17 protein-coding genes are annotated in these 18,542 nt (G+C 63.9%); 1 reads left to right on the plus strand and 16 read right to left on the minus strand.

What is annotated here, in order from left to right:
* Positions 1 to 13 precede the first annotated feature (13 nt).
* The 12 genes from CSC70_RS12435 to xpsF are packed head-to-tail and all read right to left on the minus strand — an operon-like array spanning position 14 to position 10,570.
* On the minus strand, positions 14 to 865 hold the full coding sequence (locus CSC70_RS12435; protein ID WP_246189427.1) for a glycosyltransferase family 2 protein: 852 nt from the start codon (positions 863 to 865) through the stop codon (positions 14 to 16).
* The gene (locus CSC70_RS12440) at positions 849 to 1,691 is read right to left on the minus strand and encodes a glycosyltransferase family 2 protein (RefSeq protein WP_246189428.1); all 843 of its coding nucleotides are present in this window, start codon (positions 1,689 to 1,691) and stop codon (positions 849 to 851) included. Before CSC70_RS12440 ends, CSC70_RS12435 begins: the two co-directional genes overlap by 17 nt.
* Positions 1,688 to 3,859, minus strand: a complete 2,172-nt coding sequence (gene gspD / locus CSC70_RS12445; protein ID WP_162456960.1) for a type II secretion system secretin GspD — start codon at positions 3,857 to 3,859, stop codon at positions 1,688 to 1,690. The genes CSC70_RS12440 and gspD overlap by 4 nt, the downstream gene beginning before the upstream one ends.
* A 12-nt stretch (positions 3,860 to 3,871) precedes the next feature.
* On the minus strand, positions 3,872 to 4,648 hold the full coding sequence (locus CSC70_RS12450) for a general secretion pathway protein GspN (protein ID WP_162456961.1): 777 nt from the start codon (positions 4,646 to 4,648) through the stop codon (positions 3,872 to 3,874).
* Entirely contained in the window at positions 4,635 to 5,288 is a 654-nt protein-coding gene (gspM, locus tag CSC70_RS12455) for a type II secretion system protein GspM (protein ID WP_162456962.1), read from the minus strand. Before gspM ends, CSC70_RS12450 begins: the two co-directional genes overlap by 14 nt.
* Positions 5,275 to 6,435: a PilN domain-containing protein gene (locus tag CSC70_RS12460; protein WP_162456963.1), complete on the minus strand. Its 1,161-nt coding sequence runs from the start codon at positions 6,433 to 6,435 to the stop codon at positions 5,275 to 5,277. Before CSC70_RS12460 ends, gspM begins: the two co-directional genes overlap by 14 nt.
* A complete protein-coding gene (locus CSC70_RS12465; RefSeq protein ID WP_162456964.1) occupies positions 6,432 to 7,283 on the minus strand; it encodes a type II secretion system minor pseudopilin in 852 nt (283 codons plus the stop codon). Before CSC70_RS12465 ends, CSC70_RS12460 begins: the two co-directional genes overlap by 4 nt.
* A complete protein-coding gene (locus tag CSC70_RS12470; protein WP_162456965.1) occupies positions 7,280 to 7,924 on the minus strand; it encodes a prepilin-type N-terminal cleavage/methylation domain-containing protein in 645 nt (214 codons plus the stop codon). The genes CSC70_RS12465 and CSC70_RS12470 overlap by 4 nt, the downstream gene beginning before the upstream one ends.
* A complete protein-coding gene (gene xpsI, locus CSC70_RS12475) occupies positions 7,921 to 8,376 on the minus strand; it encodes a type II secretion system protein XpsI (RefSeq protein ID WP_162456966.1) in 456 nt (151 codons plus the stop codon). The genes CSC70_RS12470 and xpsI overlap by 4 nt, the downstream gene beginning before the upstream one ends.
* The gene (gene xpsH / locus CSC70_RS12480) at positions 8,373 to 8,837 is read right to left on the minus strand and encodes a type II secretion system protein XpsH (RefSeq protein WP_162456967.1); all 465 of its coding nucleotides are present in this window, start codon (positions 8,835 to 8,837) and stop codon (positions 8,373 to 8,375) included. Before xpsH ends, xpsI begins: the two co-directional genes overlap by 4 nt.
* Positions 8,838 to 8,867: 30 nt before the next feature.
* Positions 8,868 to 9,317 (minus strand): type II secretion system major pseudopilin GspG, encoded by a 450-nt coding sequence (gene gspG, locus CSC70_RS12485; protein ID WP_162456968.1) that lies wholly within the window; start codon positions 9,315 to 9,317, stop codon positions 8,868 to 8,870.
* Between the two features lie 35 nt (positions 9,318 to 9,352).
* Positions 9,353 to 10,570, minus strand: a complete 1,218-nt coding sequence (gene xpsF, locus CSC70_RS12490) for a type II secretion system protein XpsF (protein WP_162456969.1) — start codon at positions 10,568 to 10,570, stop codon at positions 9,353 to 9,355.
* A gap of 183 nt (positions 10,571 to 10,753) precedes the next feature.
* Here xpsF and CSC70_RS12495 point away from each other — a divergent pair, with 183 nt between their 5' ends.
* Positions 10,754 to 11,104: a hypothetical protein gene (locus tag CSC70_RS12495; RefSeq protein WP_162456970.1), complete on the plus strand. Its 351-nt coding sequence runs from the start codon at positions 10,754 to 10,756 to the stop codon at positions 11,102 to 11,104.
* A gap of 188 nt (positions 11,105 to 11,292) precedes the next feature.
* Here the strand turns inward: CSC70_RS12495 and CSC70_RS12500 are convergent, their stop codons facing one another.
* The 4 genes from CSC70_RS12500 to gspE form a co-directional block, all read right to left on the minus strand.
* Positions 11,293 to 11,496 carry a hypothetical protein gene (locus CSC70_RS12500; RefSeq protein ID WP_162456971.1) on the minus strand — a complete coding sequence of 68 codons (204 nt, stop codon included), beginning with the start codon at positions 11,494 to 11,496 and terminating at the stop codon, positions 11,293 to 11,295.
* Between the two features lie 11 nt (positions 11,497 to 11,507).
* Positions 11,508 to 14,546 (minus strand): RHS repeat-associated core domain-containing protein, encoded by a 3,039-nt coding sequence (locus tag CSC70_RS12505; RefSeq protein WP_211369485.1) that lies wholly within the window; start codon positions 14,544 to 14,546, stop codon positions 11,508 to 11,510.
* 250 nt (positions 14,547 to 14,796) lie between these two features.
* Entirely contained in the window at positions 14,797 to 16,575 is a 1,779-nt protein-coding gene (locus CSC70_RS12510; protein WP_162456973.1) for a hypothetical protein, read from the minus strand.
* A gap of 219 nt (positions 16,576 to 16,794) precedes the next feature.
* A complete protein-coding gene (gene gspE, locus CSC70_RS12515; RefSeq protein WP_162456974.1) occupies positions 16,795 to 18,537 on the minus strand; it encodes a type II secretion system ATPase GspE in 1,743 nt (580 codons plus the stop codon).
* Positions 18,538 to 18,542: the final 5 nt, after the last annotated feature.

An 18,542-nucleotide genomic window follows, 5' to 3' on the forward strand; every position in this document is an offset into this window, starting at 1 on the left:
GCTGACGCTGCTCCTAGCGGTCCAGGATGCGTTTCAGAGCCGCAAGCGGAAACCGCGCCCAGATTGCCAGCCATACCGCGAGGCGAGTCGCCACACCGCGCCGTGGCGACTCGAACTTGCGGAAATACCGCCACAGTCCACGGTGCTTGTGCCACTCGACGAACAGCGGCCGGGCGCGGCTGGAAACACCGCGCACGTGCAGTACTGCAATGTCGTTGGCAACCGCCACCTGGCCACCTGCCTCGCGGATGCGCCGACACAGGTCAAGGTCCTCGGCGTGCAGCCGGTAGCCCTCGTCGAAGCCGCCGACGCGTTCGAACCAGGGCCTCGGCGTCAGCATCAGCGCGCCGGACACCGCATCGACCGGCTGCACGACCAGCGCCGGGTCCGCCGCCAGTCCCAGCCGTGCCGCAGCTGGCGAGGCCAGCATCGCGGCGAAGTCGGGATCGCGGCGGCGCGCGGCGACGTCATGATTGCCGGCTTCGTCGACCAGGTCGGCGCCCAGCAGCGCGGCGCCGGACGCGACGGCGTGCGTACGCAATCGCGCCAGCGTGTCCGGTTCGACCAGCAGGTCCGGATTGACGAAGGCCAGCCATGGCGCCTGCGAATCGGTCGCGCCCTGGTTGCAGGCCACGGCGAAGCCCGGGTTGTCCGGATTGCCGATGAAATGCAGGCGCGGGTCGACGAGCGCGAGCCGCTGCACGATCTCCAGGGTGCCATCATCCGAGCCGTTGTCGACCACCCGGATTTCGCCGACACCCTGAGCCTGGCGCAGACGCTGCAGACAGTCGCCGATGGTTTCGGCGCTCTGGTGACTGACCACGACGGCGGCGATGGTGTCCGCGGATTCAGAGGAACAGTTCACGCTGCCGCTCCGGGGCGCCGGCATCGACATACAGCGAGGCCAGGCGTTCGCGCTGCTCGTGCAGCGGGTCCTGCATCAGGAACTGGGCCATGCGCGCGTTCCAGGCTGGCCAGCGCGCGTTGAGCACGTCCATGTCGCCATCGCTGGGGCCGCCTTCGCCGCCGCGGGCGACGAAGGCGGTTTCGCACAGCACGTTGCGCCAGCCCAGTCCGGCCAGTCGCAGCGACAGGTCGATCAGCGCCGCATAACACGAAGCGTAGCTGCTGGCGTCCAGTCCGCCGACGCGCTGGCGTGCCTTGCCGCGCAAGGCCACCGCGTGACCGACCGCAGCCGGAATCTCCGGATGGATCGGCGGCATCGCCGCACAGGCCAGCGCGGTACGCTCGGAATCAAGCGGCGGCGGCGAAACGTCGCCCAGCCGCGGCCACGACACCGATTCGCCGGCGTTGCACCACGGCGTGGCAGTGGCGATGGCGGCATCGCGCGCTAGGCAGGCCGAGAGCTGCAGCAGCCAGCCCGACAGCGGCTGCGCGTCGGGCGCCAGCACCACCACGTCGTCGCCGGCGCAGACCCGCAGCATTTCGTCCAGGTGCGCCACCTCGCCGATCACCTGCTGGCGGCGCGTGTATTCGGCCTGCAACGGCGTGCGCTGCAGCCAGCGTTCGATGATCGCCAAGCCGCGCGGCCCGGCCTGGGCGTCGTCGGCCAGCCACACCCGCGTCCGCGGTGGGGTGCCGGCGTCCAGCGCGGCCAGACAGGCGTCGAGGGCGTCGTCGTCGACGCCCACCGGCAACAGCACGACAGGCAGCGCCGGCGCCTGGCTCACTGCTTGCGCGGTGGATGCAACGGTTCCAGCGCGCGGAACCGCTGTCCGTATTCGTCGGTCAGCTGACGCGCTTCCTGCGGGTCGCGGACGATGGTCGGCGTCAGCAGGATGATGGTTTCGCTGCGGTTGTTGCTGGTGCTTTTGCTGCCGAACAGGCCGCCGATCAGCGGGATGCGGCTCAGTACCGGCAAGCCGGAACTGCCGTCGCTGACGCTGTCCTCGATCAGTCCGGCCAGCATGATGGTGTCGCCTTCGTGCACCGCCGCCTCGGTCTTCACCTTCTGGCTCTTGATCGTGTAGTTGCCGTTTTCGTCCGGCTGTCCGACCGGCGAACTGACTTCCTGCACGATGTCCAGGAACACCATGCCGTCGCGGGTGATCCGCGGCCGCACCTTCAGGATCACGCCGGTGTCCAGGTACTGCACCGAGCTGTAGCTGCTGTCACTGAGGCCGGAGTTGACCGTCACCGAGGTGACCGGGATGCGGCTGCCGACGTTGAGGATGGCTTCGGCGTTGTTGCGGGCGAAGATCGACGGTGTCTGCAGCATGCGCACGTTGGTGACCTTGTCCAGCGCGCTGATCACTGCCGCGGCATTCTTGCCGAGGAAGGTCCAGCCCACCCCGGCACCGGTGACGCTGCCGGCGATATCGCCCCAGATCGGCCGACCGAGCGCGCTGGCCAGGCCGGCGCCACCATCGTCGACAGCGGCAGTGACCGCATTTTCGAAATACCAGTTGACGCCGTAGCTCAGCTCGCCTTCCAGCGACACCTGGGCGATCTGCGCTTCGATATGCACCTGCAGCGGCATCACGTCCAGCTTCTCGATCACATCGCGGATCGAGCGCCACGCGCCGGCGCTGGCGCGCACCAGCAGGGTGTTGGTTTCTTCCACTGCCGACACCCCGACCCGATCGCCGTCGACTTCCAGCGTCACCCGGCCGTTGCCGCCGCCGCTGCGCGGATTCAGCGACATCGAATCGCCAGTACCCGACCCCGACGACGAGGACCCATTGCCGAAATCGACACTGCTGTCGCGTCCGTCCAGGCCGCTGTCGTTCATCTGCACCGGGCTGGTGCCCGGCATCAGCGACACATTGCCGCTGTCGCCACTGCTGCCGCCACCGCCGCCGCCGAACACTTCGGCCAGGCGGTCGGCCAGGTCGCGGGCGCGGATGTACTTGAGCTCGTAGGAATACAACTGTGCGCCGTCGCTGGCACCGTCGATGCGGTCCAGCCAGGACTGGATTTCATCCAGATAGGCCGACTGCGGGGTGATCACCAGCACCGCATTGGCCCCTTCCAGCGGCAGGAAGCGGAACATGCCGGCGCTGGGCGTCTTGCTGTCCTCGCCAAACACCTTCTCCAGGTCGGCCACCACCTTGCCGGCGCGACCGGAGCGCAGCGGGAACACCCCGACCGACATGCCCTTCAGCCAGTCGACGTCGAAGATCTCCACCGTGCGCAGGTAGTTGTCCAGTTCGCTGCGGGTTCCGGCCAGGGTGATCAGGTTGCGCGCCGGATCGGTGGCGACGATGGCGTTGGCGCGTGCGTACGGCTCCAGCACCTTCTTCATTTCGGCGGCCGAGATGAACCGCAGCGGCACCACCCTGACCTCATAGCCGCGAGCATTGGCCGCGCCGCCGGTGCGCGGAGCGACGCTGCCGGTCAGCGCCTGGTCGGCCGGAACGATGTTGTAGCGGCCGTCGCTGTAAACCATGCGCGCGTTGTTCTGCGCCAGCACCTGATCCAGCAGGGTCAGCGCCTGCGCCGGACTGACCGGGCGCGGCGTGGCCAGCGACACCGTGCCCTGCACATTCGGCGCGATCACGTAGTTCTGCCCCAGCATGTCGCCGAGGATCGCCTTGACCACCGCATGCAGCGATTCGCCTTCGAAATTGAAGGTCGCGCTGCCGCTGCTGGCCGCCGACGGCGACGGCAGCGGCGCGGACGCGGCGGCACGATTGATCACCTGGCCGTTGCCGCGGCGGATCTGCGCCTGCGGCCCGGCGACCGGCTCCGGTGCGGACGGCAACGGCAGGGTCTGGGCGCCGTCGGCGGCAGTCCCCTGCACCACATCGGCGTCGCGGCGCACCTCCGGCACCGGCGCACTGACGCACGCGGCCAGCAGGCCGCACAGGAAGATCGATGGAACGTGGCGAAACTTCATGGAATCTGCACTTTACCGTGTCGGGGCGGGGGAAGGCCGTGAAGCCGGGGATTCACGCATCTGCCGGCGGCGGGCTTCGATGCGTTTGCGGATGGCGTCCATCTGCTGCTCGGTGGTCATCGCCGGCGCCTCGGCGGCCGGTGCCGTCGTGGCCGGCGTGCCGGGGGGCGCCGCGGCATCCGTCACCGCTCCGGGCGGCGGCGCAGGCGACGACGCCGGTGTTTCCGCAGCGCGGCGTGCCGGAGTCGCCGGCGCCGGGCGCACCGCCAGCACGGTCGGCGCCTCGCCGCCGACCCCGTCGAAGACCTCCAGCTCCAGCGTGCGCGTGCCGTCCGGGCCTTCCAGCACGGCGCTGCGCGGCTGCACCTGCTGCAGTCGCCAGTTCGGCAGGCCTTGCACTGCCTCGCCCTCGCGGACCCGCAGCCGCTGTCCGTCCTGCCCGGCCAGGATCGCCATGCGCAGGCCGGGCGTGATCAGCACACTGCTCAGCCGGTAATCGAACTCGCGCGGCGCGCCGTCGTCGGCGCCTTCGATGAAGAACGGCAACGGCCGCCGCCCTTCGAAGTAGAGCGGACGCGAGCCGAAGTCCGGATACTGATCCAGCGACCCGAGCCGCTCCGGCGGCGGCGACTGCCAGTGCGGCAGGTTCGCGACCTGATCGGGGTCCAGCGGCAACGGCACGATCCGTCCCCCCAGGCCGAACAGCGCCAGGCCCCAGACCACGACCGACCAGGCGGCGATCGACAGCAGCAACCAGGTGCGCGGGGCGATCGTCTCAAGGCGCATCATCGGCGCCTCCATTCCCGTTCGCGTCCATCGCCGCTGCACTGGTTGCCGACGGGCGCAGGTAGCCGAACAGGTCGAAACTGACGTCCAGCCCGCCGCTGGCCACCGCCTGCCCCGGATACCCGCGCTGGGTCAGCACGTTGAGGTTGTCGACGAACAGCCGTGGCGAGCCGCTTTCCAGCGCGTGCAACGCCGCCGCCAGCTGCGGCACGCCGCAACGCAGGCGCACCTGCACCGCCACCTGCTGGAAACGGCCGCTGGCGGTCACATTCAACGGCGAACGGTTGCTGATCGCGCAACTGCGGTTGCCGGGGCTGGCGTCGGCCACCACCGTTTCCAGCCGCTTGACCAGGCCGGCCGTGGCCTGCTCCACGGTGGCCTCGGGCAGGAAGCCGGGGTGGGTCGCCGATTGCGTGCGCGCCTCGGCCAGTCGCTGCTCGATCTCCGGCGCCTGCAGCAGTTGCATGCGCACGCGCAACTCGCGCTGGCGCGCCTGTTCCACCTGCGCATCGGCCTCCAGCATCGGTCGCGTCCACCAAGGGTGGACGAACAGCAGATAGACCAGGGCCAGCGCCGCCAGCAGCAGCCCCAGCGCCAGCCAGCGGTCGCGACCGATCCCGGAGATGCGTTCAGCGACCGCCATCGGCGCCTCCGTCCTGCGTCGCCGGGGCGGCCGGCGCGACCAGTTGCGCGGTCAGGCTGAAGCGGTCGCGGCCGCTGCGCGGGTCGGGCTGCACGGCGCCGGTCAGCGCGGCCGACTTCCATAGCGCCGAGCCGTCCAGCTTGCCGACCAGCGCCGAGGCCTCGCGGCTGTAGCCGATCAGCAGCAGCCGATCGCCTTCGATCGACACTTTCTCCAACCAGGTGTCGTCTGGCAGCCGTCGGCTCAGTTCGTCCAGTACTTCGACCGTGGTCGGCCGCCCGGCCCGAGCCTGGTCAAGGAAGACGGTGCCTTCGACCAGATCGGCCAGTTGCTGCCGCTGGCCGGCAACCTGCCGCGCACGTTCCGCGTAAGCCTCGACCCGCGCCGAATACTCGCGCGCCGCGGCGCGGCGATTGTCCAGCATCTGCCACGCCGCGGCGATCAGGGCGATGGCTGCGATGGCGGCCAGCGCCAGGTTCCAGCGCCGCGCACGATGCACGCCATGGCTGCGGGCCGCCGGGTCCAGCAGGTTGACCCCGAGCAGCACGCCATCGGCCTCGACCACGTCGATCCCGGCCAGCGAGGCGCCAGCCTCGCCCAGCGCATCCACGGCGTGTTTCACCGTTGCCCGCAACGCCACCACCAGCTCCGCGTCCAGTTGCCGGTCGGCACGACGCTGCAGCACGCGGGCGTCGTGGCACACATCGGCCGCCGCGAATGGCGTCTGCCGATCGATCTCGAAGCCGGTCACGTCGCGCAGGCGTTCGGCGGCCGCCTGCGGCAGGCGCAGGTGTCGGCGCAACACGTCCGCGGCCGGCAAGACCAGCCAGCGTGGCAGCCCGGTCAGGCGCGGATGGTCCAGCACGGCGCGCAGCGCCTGCGGCTCCGGCGGCAGCGGCAACGCGATCCGGTCGGTTGTGCCGTCGCCCTGTTCGCGGCGGATCGACAATTCTCCGTTTTCGACCCGCAGCAGCAGCCGGTCCGGCGCCAGCCCCAGCAGCGCCTGCCAGCGCCGGGGCAGCCAGGCCACCAGGTTGTCGCGCCACCAGGACAGGAACCTGCGACCCAGCGCCGCGTACTCGCGCAACCGTCCGGCCAGCGAGGGTCCGGCGGAAGGGCTCGGGATGTTGTCGGCGGAGGCGTTCATCGGGGATCGAAACCGGAGTCCTGGCGCAGGGTCACGTAAGCGGAAGCGGGAATCGGCCCGCTGCCGGCACGCACGACCCGCCGCAGCACGGTCGTGCGTCCGTCCGCCAAGCGCGCGCGGCTCTCGATACTATAGGTTCCGCTGCCGGCGCCGATGAATTGCTGCATCGCCGGGTCGATGTCCGCGGCCTGCCGGCGTGCTTCATATTCGGCCGGGTCCAGCCCCAGCGCCCGCAATACCGGTTCCGGCGCCAGATTCGGATCGGGCATGACGCGACCGGCGTGCAGGGTCAGGAAGGGCTGCATCCGCGCGAACAGTTCCGGGGTCATCCCCAGCACCTGCTCGACCTCGGCCACGGTCTCGAACGGCGCGTCCTTGGCGCCGTAAGGCAGGCCGGCGGCGGCATAGTCGGGGTCTTCGGCGCCGCCGACCGGCTGGGTCAGGCTGTCCTCGTCGCGCCAGTCGACGATGGCCGCGGCCACCGCCTCGGCCTGCGCCGGCTCGCTGCCCAGCACCTGCATCAACGCCGACAGCAGGCCGACATCGGCCTGGTTCAGATCGACCTTGCCGGTTTCGTCGACGATCCGGATCCGCAACTCGGCGTCGGCGAAATGCCAGGCATAGGCACGACCATCGGGCAACCAGCGTGTCTTCGGCTGTTCGTCGACCAGCCGCACCAGCGCGTATTCGATGCCGGCGCGGGCGATCTCCTCGCCAGCCACGCCGTCGCGCAACAGCTTGCCCTGCAAGGCCTCGACCCGCGCCGACAGCGCGAAACCGCCGATCAGCGCGGTCAGCATCGCCACCAGCCACAGCACCAGCACCAGGGCCGCACCGCGCGACTTCATGGCGACGCTCCGGTGCCGTCCAGGCCTGCCTGACTGCCATCGCCCAGCGCCAACGTGATCACCTGCGGCGGCCAGCGCTTGCCATCGGCGGTTTCGACATCGATCCGCACCTGCACCGGCAGCAGTTCCCCCGCCCGCCACTGATCCTCCCATTCGCCCAGCTGTCCATTCCTGTCCAGACCCCGGTACTGGAAACGCACCTGGCGCAATCCTTCGGCCAGCGGCTCCGGCGCGCGCGGCGATGCTTCCTGTACCTGCTCGCCGGATTGCACCATCGCGAACGACGCCAGCAGCCGGCCGTCGTCATCGGCGCTCAGGTCATGCAGGTAGGGACCGCCGCGGCCCAGATAATCGGGCAGATCGGACACGAAGCGCATGCGTCGGGGCTCGCCGACGAAACGCCAAGCCAGTCGCGTGGCCGGGTCGGTATGGAAGGTGATCGGCTGCGCCGCAGCGAGCCGCGCACGCAGGAACCCCTGTGCGGCGCGCATGCGCTCGTTGCCGGCCGCGATCCGTTCGCCGCGCTCGACCAGTTGCGTGGCCGAGCGCAAGGTGGCGAAGGCCAGCGCCAGCCCGGCCGCCAGCAGGGCGGTGGCCAGCAGCACCTCGATCAGGGTGAAGCCGCGCGCGCGCATCGTCATGGCAGCGTGCCCGCGCTGTCGATCTCGGCCGGCACCAGCCGCAACGTGCGCCAGTGCGCCTGCTGGCGCGGTGCATCGCCCCAGCGCATTTGCAGGTCCAGCTGCAGCAGCCGCGGCGCCGACGGGTTGCGCAAGGCAGGATCGCCGGCCTGCGGATCGACGTATGGCTGCACCTGCAGGGTCCAGCGATAACGCCCGTCGTCCAGCTCGCCATCGCTGCGGCCGGGGCGCAGCGGCTCGCCAACCCCGAAACTGTCGAACAGCGACTGCGCGTACAGGCTGGCATGGCTGGCGCCATCGCTGTCGCCGACCTGGCGCGCGGCCGAGGACAGCGTACCCAGCAGCAGGGTCAGCGCCAGCGCCAGCAGGGCGAAGGCGATGATGACTTCGATCAGGGTGAAGCCGCGCGCGCGGCGCCTGACGGAGACGGCACTCGCGGAGGCGCGACTCACCGCGCGGCCTCCGCATCCACCCGCGCCATCTTCACTTCGCCGGTCAACCAGCCGATGTCGATGTCGATGGCCGAGCGCCCGGCCTGCAGCCGAACGCGACCGCCGGTGGAGGCACCATCGGGAAAGAACAGCACGCCACCGGCGCCCGCATGCGGCTGCGCCTCGCGCGCACCGTAGAAGCCGACCGCCAGCGACGCGGAAATCCTGCCGCTGCGTTCCCCCGGCGCCTGCCACTGGTGGCGCATCGGATCGATGACGAACCGCTGCGGCTGCCCGCTGGCAATCGCCTGCGCGCGGGTATGCCGCAACTGTGCGGCGACCTGCCGCGCCTCGCTGCGCAACTGCATGCCCTGCAACCCGCCGCTGAAAGCCAACGCCGCCAGCGTGCCGGCCACGGCGATCAGCCCCAGCACCAGCAGGATTTCCAGCAAGGTGAATCCGCGCGCGCGCCGCTTCGTCATGCTTGGCCAACCGACCTCAATCGCAGCCGGTCACTGGTTGCGGATATCCGCGTTGTAACTCTCGCCACCGGGCTGGCCGTCCGCGCCCAGGCTGATCAGATCAAAGCGGCGGCCATCGCCGGGCACGCGGTATTCGATCGGGTTCTTCCACGGATCCTGCAGGTCGGTGGCCTTGGCGTAGGGCCCCAGCCAGCCGCCGACGCTGGACGGCGCCGTCACCAGGTCCTGCAGCCGTTCCGGCAGCCGCCCGGTGTCGAGCTGATAGGTTTCCACCTTGCCAGCCAGCGTTTCCAGTTGCGATTGCGCTAGTCGTGCGCGACCGCTGTCGGCACCGCCCATCACCCGGCTGCCGACCAGCAGCAGGATGCCGCCGATCAGCACCAGCACGATGATGATCTCCAGCAGGCTGAAACCGCGCTGCCACGCCCGGCCGATGCGGGGAACGGGGCGGCGAACGTGTCTGTGGATAGGCGGATGCATGGCGTGACTCCCTGTATGTTCTGCGTGTCGCATGTTCAGTTGATGGCCGAAGTCAGATCGTACAGCGGCACCAGCACCGCCACGATCACGATGCCGACCACCGCGGCCAGCAGCAGCGTGATCGCCGGCACCAGCGCGGCCAGCAACCGGTCCAGCATCTGCGCGGTGTCCTGTTCGAAGGTTTCGGCGGTCTTCATCAGCATCGTGTCCAGCGCGCCGGATTCCTCGCCGACCTGGATCATCTGCAGCGCCAGCCGCGGAAAGCGCCCACCCCGGCCCAGCGCCGTCGCCAACCCGCGCCCGTTCCTGACCTCGTCGGTGGCCGCGGCCACGTCGGCCGACAACGCCAGGTTGCCCAGCACGTTGCGGGCGATGCCCAGCGCGGACAACAGCGGCACGCCGTTGCGCAACAGCGTGCCCAGCGTGCGCGCCAACCGCGCGGTTTCCAGCCTGGCCAGCAACGGACCGACCAGCTTGCGCCGCAGCAGCCATTCGTCCAACCGGGCGCGGAACGCCGGATCACGACGGCGACGGTCCAGCCACAACAGCCCGACGATCAGCAGCGCCGCCAGCAACCACCACCAGTCGCGCACCAGCATGCCCAGCGCCAGGATGCCGCGAGTGAACCACGGCAGCGCCACGTCCAGGCTTTCGTACATCGAAGCGAATTGCGGCACCACGTAACCCAGCAGGAACACCAGCGACAGGCCTACCACCACCACCAGGATCGCCGGGTACACCAGCGCGTTGACCACCCGCCCCTTCAGCGCCTGGCTGCGTTCCAGGTAGTCGCCGAGCCGTTGCAGGGTTTCGTGCAAGCTGCCGCCGGATTCGCCGGCACGCACCATGTTCACGTACAGGCGGCCGAACGTGCCGTGCTGGCGTTCCAGCGCGCTCGACAGCGAAGCACCGCCGCGTACCGCTTCGCGGATCTCGCCGATGGTCCGCTTCGATTTGTCGTCCTCGGGCAGATCCAACAGGATCGACAGAGCACGGTCCAGCGGCTGCCCGGCGCCCAACAGGGTCGCCAGTTGCTGGGTGAATTGGGTCAACCGCTGCCCCGCAAACGGCCGCGGCCGCAACAGGCTGCGCAGCGAGCGCCCGCCGCCGACCTCGCCGGCCAGCCGGGTTTCCACCGGCAGATGCCCCTGTTCCTGCAGACGCGCGGCCACCTCGCCATCGCTGGCGGCCTCCATCTGGCCGTCGAGCAACTCGCCGTGCGGGTCAAGGGCTTTGTAACGGTACAGGGGCATACGTCGAATCAGGTTAGACGGTTGGCGGTAAAAACCCGGTGATTGTGAGGCGAATCCGGCCTATGCAGGCCGGAACATGCACGCTACACCAGCCTGCAGCGCCTTGGCGAGCGGCCGAATCGGCACCGCTCCAATTCATGCTTCTATCTCAAGATGGAATTTTCAAAGCACGGAGACACTGACATGGCCAACACCTACACCATCGAGCCGATCCGTGAAGAGTGCGAGGACGATCCGGTCATGCGGATGGTGGAGGACGTCTGGTTGACGCTGCATGGAGAGCCGCTGGCGCCGTTGCCGCCCCGGGTCATCGGTTGGCGGCTGGTGATGCTGCGCGATGGCGAAGAAGTGGCGCAGCGGGAGTTCACCGGCGGGGATGAGGCCTATGCCGAGGCGCAGGCGGCCGGGGGCGCGTGGCTGCGGCAACACGGCGGCAGCCATACCGATACATTCGTCGCCCATGCCCTCCAGACCTTCCAGCGCATGGCGTGGGATCACGACTACCGCTATCGCATCAGCCAGCGCGGGTTCTGAAGCGCCGAACAAACCGGCATTGTCGCCAGCCAGGAACACACTTGCTCATGTTGGGGTTCGCAGGCTCACCCCAACCTAGGCGTGCTTCTTCATGGAACCTCCTCAGGTCAGATTACGAGAAAATTCCACTTCTGGCGCCAGCTAATCTGCGGGGGGATTACCGCAGGTTGTGACCCGCCCTACGCTTGCTATGCCTTGGCTTTGCGCATTCTCCAACAATCCCGAACCAAGATCGGCAAATAGATAAGGGTAAATGCAATAAAAAGTATCAGCGCCCATTCAAGGAATGAAAGTTCAGTGCGCCCGTACAACAGGCGTATCAAACCATAGCTCGCCACAACAAACACCGCTACTTGCGCGTAGTAAATCAGCACCCCTCTCACAATTTTCATTCCTGCACTTCTCATGGCTGCTTCTTTTCAATCAATGGCTTCAAATCGCCAGACGCACTTACCGCTGCACCAGCTGCGTTAGCACCGGTTTGGACTGGGTTTGAGTATTTGAATCCTGGAGTAGCATTTTTAATTCCGCCGAGTAGATTTGCAGTTGCAGTACGCTGAGTTTGCGACATGCCGGCGCTCGCAGTCTTTGCAATAGCGCCAGGCGCTGCAGCAACTCCTGCCCCAAGTCCAGCCGTTCCGCCACTCAAAGCCGCCCCCTTTAGCACCTCAGATGCAGAAGCCGTCTTACCATCGACCTGAGCGCTAACCTGTGTTGCAAGTGCACCAACTCCTGCATTTCCCACCACATTTGCCAGCAAAGCCCCTCCAACAGTCTTTGCAGTATCGGCAATTGCACTTACACCTCCACTAAGCGCACCAGCGCCAGCAGCGACAGCGACCTGTCGACCATCCACATTGTCAAAGCGCTGTCTCAATGTTCCCTCTCCCATTGCCATTTGAACCCCTGTGTTCACAACAGCACCAAGGGCAGCGCCGGCAGCAAGCCTTCCTACAATGGCGAGCGGAACGCATACCGGACAACGCCCATCTGGATCGGTGAACCGATACGGATTGTTGAATGCGTAGGCGTAACGGTTGAAGAACCGCATATCGCCATTGCTGTAAGCGGTGACCGGATCAACGGACAGGAACCTGCCGATCATCGGGTCGTAGTAGCGCTGCTGCATATAATTTAAGCCGGTAGCCGCATCCTCCATGTGCCCCGTATACCCCGGATCATCTCGCAGCCCCCGGTTCAACACCTTCCCGTACGGCTCGTAATCCGTCTTTTCCACGAAGTTCTTGTTGACATCGGTCATTACCGTGGCACTGCCCAGCGCATCGGTATGCTGGTACTTCACCGTGACCGTACTGCCGCTAACCGGTCGCTCCCTCAATGCCACCAGGCTACCGCCCAAATAGATATGGTCCGTCCGCTTGCCGTTTCGGCTATCGTTCATGTATAGCAATTGGCCTTGGAACCCGTACATCTGCGAGCCGCATGCCGTTGGTGAGCAACTGTAGATCCGGCGCCCATGCCCATCGTAGGCATACCACTCCTTGCCAGTAGCGCTGCGCAGACGGTTGCCATAGTCGAAACTGTAGATCTGCCCGCTCTTGTTGGACAGATTGCCCTGTACGTCGTATTCCAGCCCGATCACCGTCGAGCCGCTGCAACTACCGGTCTTGATGTTCGATAGGCGTCGTGTCGTACCGTCGTAACAGTAGTAGTGATCGCGTGCCGCAGCGCCCCCACTCACGTTCACCCGGGTCAGATTGTCCAGCACGTCATAGGTGTAGCTGGCCGTGCCGAACATCTGCGATGGCGAAACGGTCTGGGTCAGTCGATCCAATCCGTCATAGGTCATCGTCCTTGTCCTCCACGCGTTGTCGTAGCTCTGAATCTTGGCTACGTTTCCATTGGAGTCGTAGTCATAGACAAAATCCAGACGCTTGTTGCCACTGAGGCAATCCGCGCCCGCCACCGTACAGTCCGTACTGCGGGCGGGAAGCTGCCGCGCGTTCTGGGTCATCGCGTGCACGATGCCGTTGCCATAGGTGAACTGCTTGATCGCCCCATTCGGGTAATAGCTGACGCCGGTGGCGTAGCTGCCGGCCCGGGTCGGCTGACCCAGTGCATTCGGTGAGTAGCCAACGGATAGGCTACTGGGATAAGTCAGACTGCTCAGATGTCCGTTGGAGTCATAGACATACCAGATGCCCCAGTAACTGCCATTGCCCTGATGACTCAACCGTTCCTGGGTCATAAGCCGACGGCGGTTGTACGTGTACTCGGTTACGGACGGGTTGGCAACATTCGGATTTGAAGCGGAAACGGTCGCTGGCAACCCATCGGGGGTATAGGTCCAAGTCTGGTCACCCTTGCCATCCGGAAAGCTGAGGGTCAGCAGACGGTTGCGGGCGTCGTAGGTGCGGTCGACACGTCGGTGGGCCACATTGGTGCTGGTACCGTTGGTCTCGCAGGCTTGGCTGCTGGACAAGCCCGCAGCGCTCCACTTCAGATTGCCAGCAGCGTCATAGCCCATCAGCGTCGCGCCGGTTTCCGGCTCGACCGAACGACACAGTTCCTGATAACTGTTGTAGGTATAGGTCCGATTGACGGCCAAGCTGCCACCGGTCGGACTGCTGCTGTTGCTGCGGCGTATCTTGGTCGTCTTGCCGTATGCATCCCGGCTGATGTGCGTATAGGCCCCGGCAGGGTGCGTAATGGCCACCGGCCAGTCGTAGCTGGGCTGGTCGTACACCATGAAGCTGGTCGTGGTCTGGTTGCCCTTCGGGTTCGTGACCTTGGTCTTGAAGCCGGTCTGGTACTGCGTCAGCGTAGTCAACAGTCCCTGTTCGGAGTCCTGCGAGACCGAAGTCACTCGCCCCAGGGCATCGTAGTCCGTCCAAGTGCCCGTGCTCAGTGCGTCCGTTGTCCCTGGATAGGAGGCAAATGTCGCCCTCCCCTCGTGGTCATAGGTAAATCGCTGGAAGCGTTTGGTCGCCGTTTCGTTGCCAGTGTCGTATTCACGCGTCACCAGTGGGCGCCACAAGGCATCGTAGTAGGTGATCTTGCGGGCATTGCCGGTGGACACTGTCTGCCGCCAGTGACCGGCAGGGATTCCGTACTCGGTGCCGGTTACCCGCACGAACGATAGCGTGGTGGTGTTCCAGGCAACGCTGTCCCCGGTAGGATAGGCGATACTGGCCAGGCGCCCCATGGTGTCGTAGGTGTAGTTGGTAGCGTAGCCGTTCTCGTCGGTCGTGGAGGTGATCCACCCCTGTGCATTGACCACGGCAGACTCGCTGGTGCTGTCCGGATAGCCGATTGCCCGTGGAATGCCCCGGTACCAGTTGCTGAGCGTGGTGGTCCGGTTGTTGCCATCCTTGACCGTCGCTACCGTGCCATCGGCGTTGTAGGTCAAGGTCTGTTTGAGCTTGCCGAACTCCTTGACCGTGGCCGGCTGCGCATTAGCAGTAAAGGTCGTCTCGGACATCACCGAATCGGACCCGCCATCGCAGGCAGTATTCGCGGGGATCGAGGCTACGCACATGACCTTCTGCGTCTGACCCAGCACCCACTTGGACGTGTTGTCGTAGTAGGTGATGGTCTCAGTGCGGGTATAGGTTTGCGCATATGCCATAGAAGATATGGCCATAAGCATTAGAGCTGCCAGAAGATCTATCCTTCTCATTACACCACCTAATGTTCAAGCCCGAATGGGTTGTGCACGTCGCATATCAAACTTATGGGGATGGCGAACTGGATTTTGTAATCTTGGTTGGCCTTGAAAAAACATCAAAACAGTATTGCGCACCGCATGAGTCCACGCTCCACATTAAATCCATTCCTTGAATATTCGTCCGTGCGTTTAATACTGGCCGCAGCTTTGAACTAGCGAACGAATCGGCATATGATCTAACCTCATTTCCGATTCGCTCTGGAAAAACCTGCGCACTTGCCGAAGAATTCGAAATGTATGTGTTTGATCGAATCTCAAGTATATTACTTGGCCCAGCTCCAACTTCACTTTTTAGCAACTGACCTTCATTAACTCCATATACTATTCCATATTCATATCTTTCCCATTTTCCATCCGGGCCATTCACAATCTGAAACTTCGTCTGGGGACATAGTGGCCCAGGAAATGTGCAGTCGTTTGCAAACGTATCTGGAGCACCATCTCCATAGGAATAGGACCAAGTCAAATTGGACACCCCTGGACCACTGACAGTTTTGCTAACTAATGTGAAATTGTCGGAATAATTTGGAATCAGCAAATACTCATATTGAGAGCTGGGTTTTTCACAATATTTCGGGGTATTGCTTCTATGGTGTCGCATCCCTACAAATGAAAAATACCCTTGTGCGCCAGATGGGTGCGTTACCGTGTAGGCAAATACACCTCCAACCCCATCCAGATTCTCCGGACAGTTGTTATCAAAGTCGTCAAATGGAAGTCCCTCAGCTCCCATAATATTTAACTTTCCAGTGGCCGCATAAGTCCATTTGCTACCATCCGGAAAAGTTACAGAAGACAAGCGCCCATTTAGGTATCCATATGTCCACACTCCAATAGAAGAGGCCGCTGAAACAATTCGATTACTAGAGTCATATGAAATCGTTATCTGCCGGCCATCATTCGATGCTATTCCAGTCAACCTGTTGCCGGACCAGGAGAAGCTTACCCAATTTCCATATCTGTCTTCGATTTTGGTCGCAACAAAATATACGGAAACTCTGGAAAGAACCCTTTGAACGCTACCCGTGTACGTTTTGGAAGATGAATTTGTAATGCTTATCACATGATCAAGCGTGTATTTGACTCCATTCGGAGATACTGCAATAAATGCCTCTCCCGGATAGCCATTACTCGTTGAAGATTTGCACCCGATCTGCCAAAAATCTTTTGTAATCCAAGGATATGGGCCTCCGCTCGTGGGAGACGGCAATGGAGAATCAGAGACTTTCTTCAACATTGTCCTGTCACCCTGCCCCGGCAAATGAAGCTGATAGCCGTTCCAGTATTGATAAGAAGCAAAATATGTTTGCGATGGCGGCGCATTAGTAACGCTGCATCTGGAATTTGGAGAAGATCCACTAACCTGCCATCCCGTAGATGCTGCAAATGTCCCAGACAGGTAGGGGATATCCAAGTCCCATTCTGAGAAACCGCCAAAATGATCGAACCAAGTGACACTCGTAGTCTCTCTCCTATCAACGACAGAGAAGTTTCTGCGCAACTCCACAGGCAAGGACGAGTTTCCGGGAATGGAAATATCTACCGCATTAAATTCGACGCTTCCGTTATAAAGACTCAATCTGTCACCAAACATTCCGTCGACCTTGATGGGCGCGACAGTCCTCGCCTCACTAAGTCTTTCTATTGCTTTCTCATGAACTCCATAGCTCGGAGTTTGAGCAAAAGATAATATCGAAATCGAAAAAATAATCACCCCAAACACATACTTATGTAGTAATCGAAGGTTGGAGTGAAACGGATTCGTGTATTTAAAAATATACATGCATATACTCCAATCCATCATCAAACTTTGTCAGTCAAGCACTAGGCGTTTGATATGACTAATGCGGCCTAAAGAAGTATTTTCCTTGCTACTATTCTCTACACTACTGCAATAAAAATATAAATAAATTTATTATCTAATTATTCTTGAACCATACTTAATTACCAGTTCGAGGTATGGATGTAAAGTTATTTTTCGCGATTAAATGTGATTTTTATTCTATTCGGAATTTTCAGTCACCCTAAGCACTTCCTCGATGGTGGTCTCGCCGGCCAGGGCCTTGGCGATGCCGTCTTCGTACATGGTGCGCATGCCGGATTGGCGGGCCAGGGCTTCGATTTCGCCCATGCCGGCGTGGCGCATCACCGCGCGGCGCAGTTCGTCGCCCATCACCAGGAATTCCATGATGGTGGTGCGGCCCAGATAGCCGGTGGCCGATAGCGGCGAAGGTTTGGGCCGATACAGGAATATCTCGCCCTGCGGTTGCAGCCGGCGCAGGCCGAACTTGTCGATCTCCTCGGGCGAGGCCGGGTATTTTTCGGCATGGACCGGTTCCAGCCGCCGCACCAGCCGCTGCGCGAGGATGCCGTTGACGGTGGAAGTCAGCAGGTAATCTTCCACTCCCATGTCCAGCATGCGGGTGATGCCGCCGGCGGCGTTGTTGGTGTGCAGCGTGGACAGCACCAGGTGGCCGGTCAGCGCGGACTGGATGGCGATGCGCGCAGTTTCCAGGTCGCGCATTTCGCCGATCATGATGATGTCCGGGTCCTGGCGCACGATGCTGCGCAGGGCGCTGGCGAAATCCAGTCCGATCTGCGGCTTGACCTGGATCTGGTTGATGCCTTCGATCTGGTATTCGACCGGGTCCTCGACGGTGATGATCTTCACCCCCGGCGTGTTGAGCTTGCCCAGCGCGGTGTACAGCGTGGTGGTCTTGCCCGAGCCAGTGGGGCCGGTGACCAGCAGGATGCCGTGCGGCTGCTCCAGCACCTTGCGGAACTGCGGCAGCAATGCGTCGGTGAAGCCGAGCTTGCGGAAGTCGAACACCACGGTTTCGCGGTCCAGCAGGCGCATGACCACGCTTTCGCCGTGCGCGGTGGGCATGCTGGACACGCGCAGGTCCAGCTCGCGACCCTGCACCCGCAACTGGATGCGGCCGTCCTGCGGCAGCCGGCGTTCGGCGATGTTCAAGCGCGCCATGATCTTGATCCGGCTGATCACCGCCGCGGTCAGATTGGCCGGCGGACTTTCGCCTTCTTCCAGCACGCCGTCGATGCGATAGCGCACCTTCAGTCGGTTCTCGAACGGCTCGATGTGGATGTCGGACGCGCGCTGCTCGACCGCACGCTGGATGATCAGGTTGACCAGGCGGATGACCGGCGCTTCGGAGGCCAGGTCGCGCAGGTGTTCGACGTCGTCGCTGTCGACGCCGGCGATTTCGCCGTCGGCGCTCTCGATGATGGCGCCCATCGCGCTGCGGCCCTGCCCGTACCAGCGTTCGATCAGGTCGTCGATTTCCGAACGCAGGCCCACCGCTGGGCGCAGCGTGCAGCCGCTGGCCATGCGCAGGGCGTCGAGGGCGTAGCCGTCGTGCGGATCGGCCATCCAGACGTCGACGGCGTCGCCATCGCGGCCGGTCACGCACAGGTGGAACTGGCGCATGAAGCGCGCCGACAACGCAGGCAAACCGGCGCCATCTTCGGTATCGGGCGGCAGTTCCGGCATCTCGCGCAGGCTGCGCAGCGGCAGGCCGAGCACCTCGGCACAGGCCTCGGCGTGGTCGCGTTCGGACACCAGACCCAGACGCGACAGCAGCGACAAGGGATCGCCACCGGCTTCGTCCTGCAGGCGCCGGACGCGGGCCAGATCGGCCTCTTTCAGCCGCCCCTTGGCCAGCAATGCAGCCACGATCTGTTCGGCCACATCGGATTCGGTCTGTACGTTGGGGATGGCCGCGTTCACGGACT

This window comes from Pseudoxanthomonas kalamensis DSM 18571 (assembly GCF_010211745.1).
Classification (GTDB): Bacteria; Pseudomonadota; Gammaproteobacteria; order Xanthomonadales; family Xanthomonadaceae; genus Pseudoxanthomonas_A; species Pseudoxanthomonas_A kalamensis.

Bases quoted from the DNA above. Each gene is read 5' to 3' on its own strand.
- CSC70_RS12500 (WP_162456971.1), bottom strand. From the start codon at position 11,496: ATGAAAATTGTGAGAGGGGTGCTGATTTACTACGCGCAAGTAGCGGTG.
- gspM (WP_162456962.1), bottom strand. From the start codon at position 5,288: ATGGCGGTCGCTGAACGCATCTCCGGGATCGGTCGCGACCGCTGGCTG.
- gspD (WP_162456960.1), bottom strand. From the start codon at position 3,859: ATGAAGTTTCGCCACGTTCCATCGATCTTCCTGTGCGGCCTGCTGGCC.
- CSC70_RS12510 (WP_162456973.1), bottom strand. From the start codon at position 16,575: ATGTATATTTTTAAATACACGAATCCGTTTCACTCCAACCTTCGATTA.
- CSC70_RS12450 (WP_162456961.1), bottom strand. From the start codon at position 4,648: ATGATGCGCCTTGAGACGATCGCCCCGCGCACCTGGTTGCTGCTGTCG.
- CSC70_RS12495 (WP_162456970.1), top strand. From the start codon at position 10,754: ATGGCCAACACCTACACCATCGAGCCGATCCGTGAAGAGTGCGAGGAC.
- CSC70_RS12465 (WP_162456964.1), bottom strand. From the start codon at position 7,283: ATGAAGTCGCGCGGTGCGGCCCTGGTGCTGGTGCTGTGGCTGGTGGCG.
- CSC70_RS12470 (WP_162456965.1), bottom strand. From the start codon at position 7,924: ATGACGATGCGCGCGCGCGGCTTCACCCTGATCGAGGTGCTGCTGGCC.
- gspG (WP_162456968.1), bottom strand. From the start codon at position 9,317: ATGCATCCGCCTATCCACAGACACGTTCGCCGCCCCGTTCCCCGCATC.
- CSC70_RS12460 (WP_162456963.1), bottom strand. From the start codon at position 6,435: ATGAACGCCTCCGCCGACAACATCCCGAGCCCTTCCGCCGGACCCTCG.
- xpsH (WP_162456967.1), bottom strand. From the start codon at position 8,837: ATGACGAAGCGGCGCGCGCGCGGATTCACCTTGCTGGAAATCCTGCTG.
- CSC70_RS12505 (WP_211369485.1), bottom strand. From the start codon at position 14,546: ATGTCCGAGACGACCTTTACTGCTAATGCGCAGCCGGCCACGGTCAAG.
- xpsF (WP_162456969.1), bottom strand. From the start codon at position 10,570: ATGCCCCTGTACCGTTACAAAGCCCTTGACCCGCACGGCGAGTTGCTC.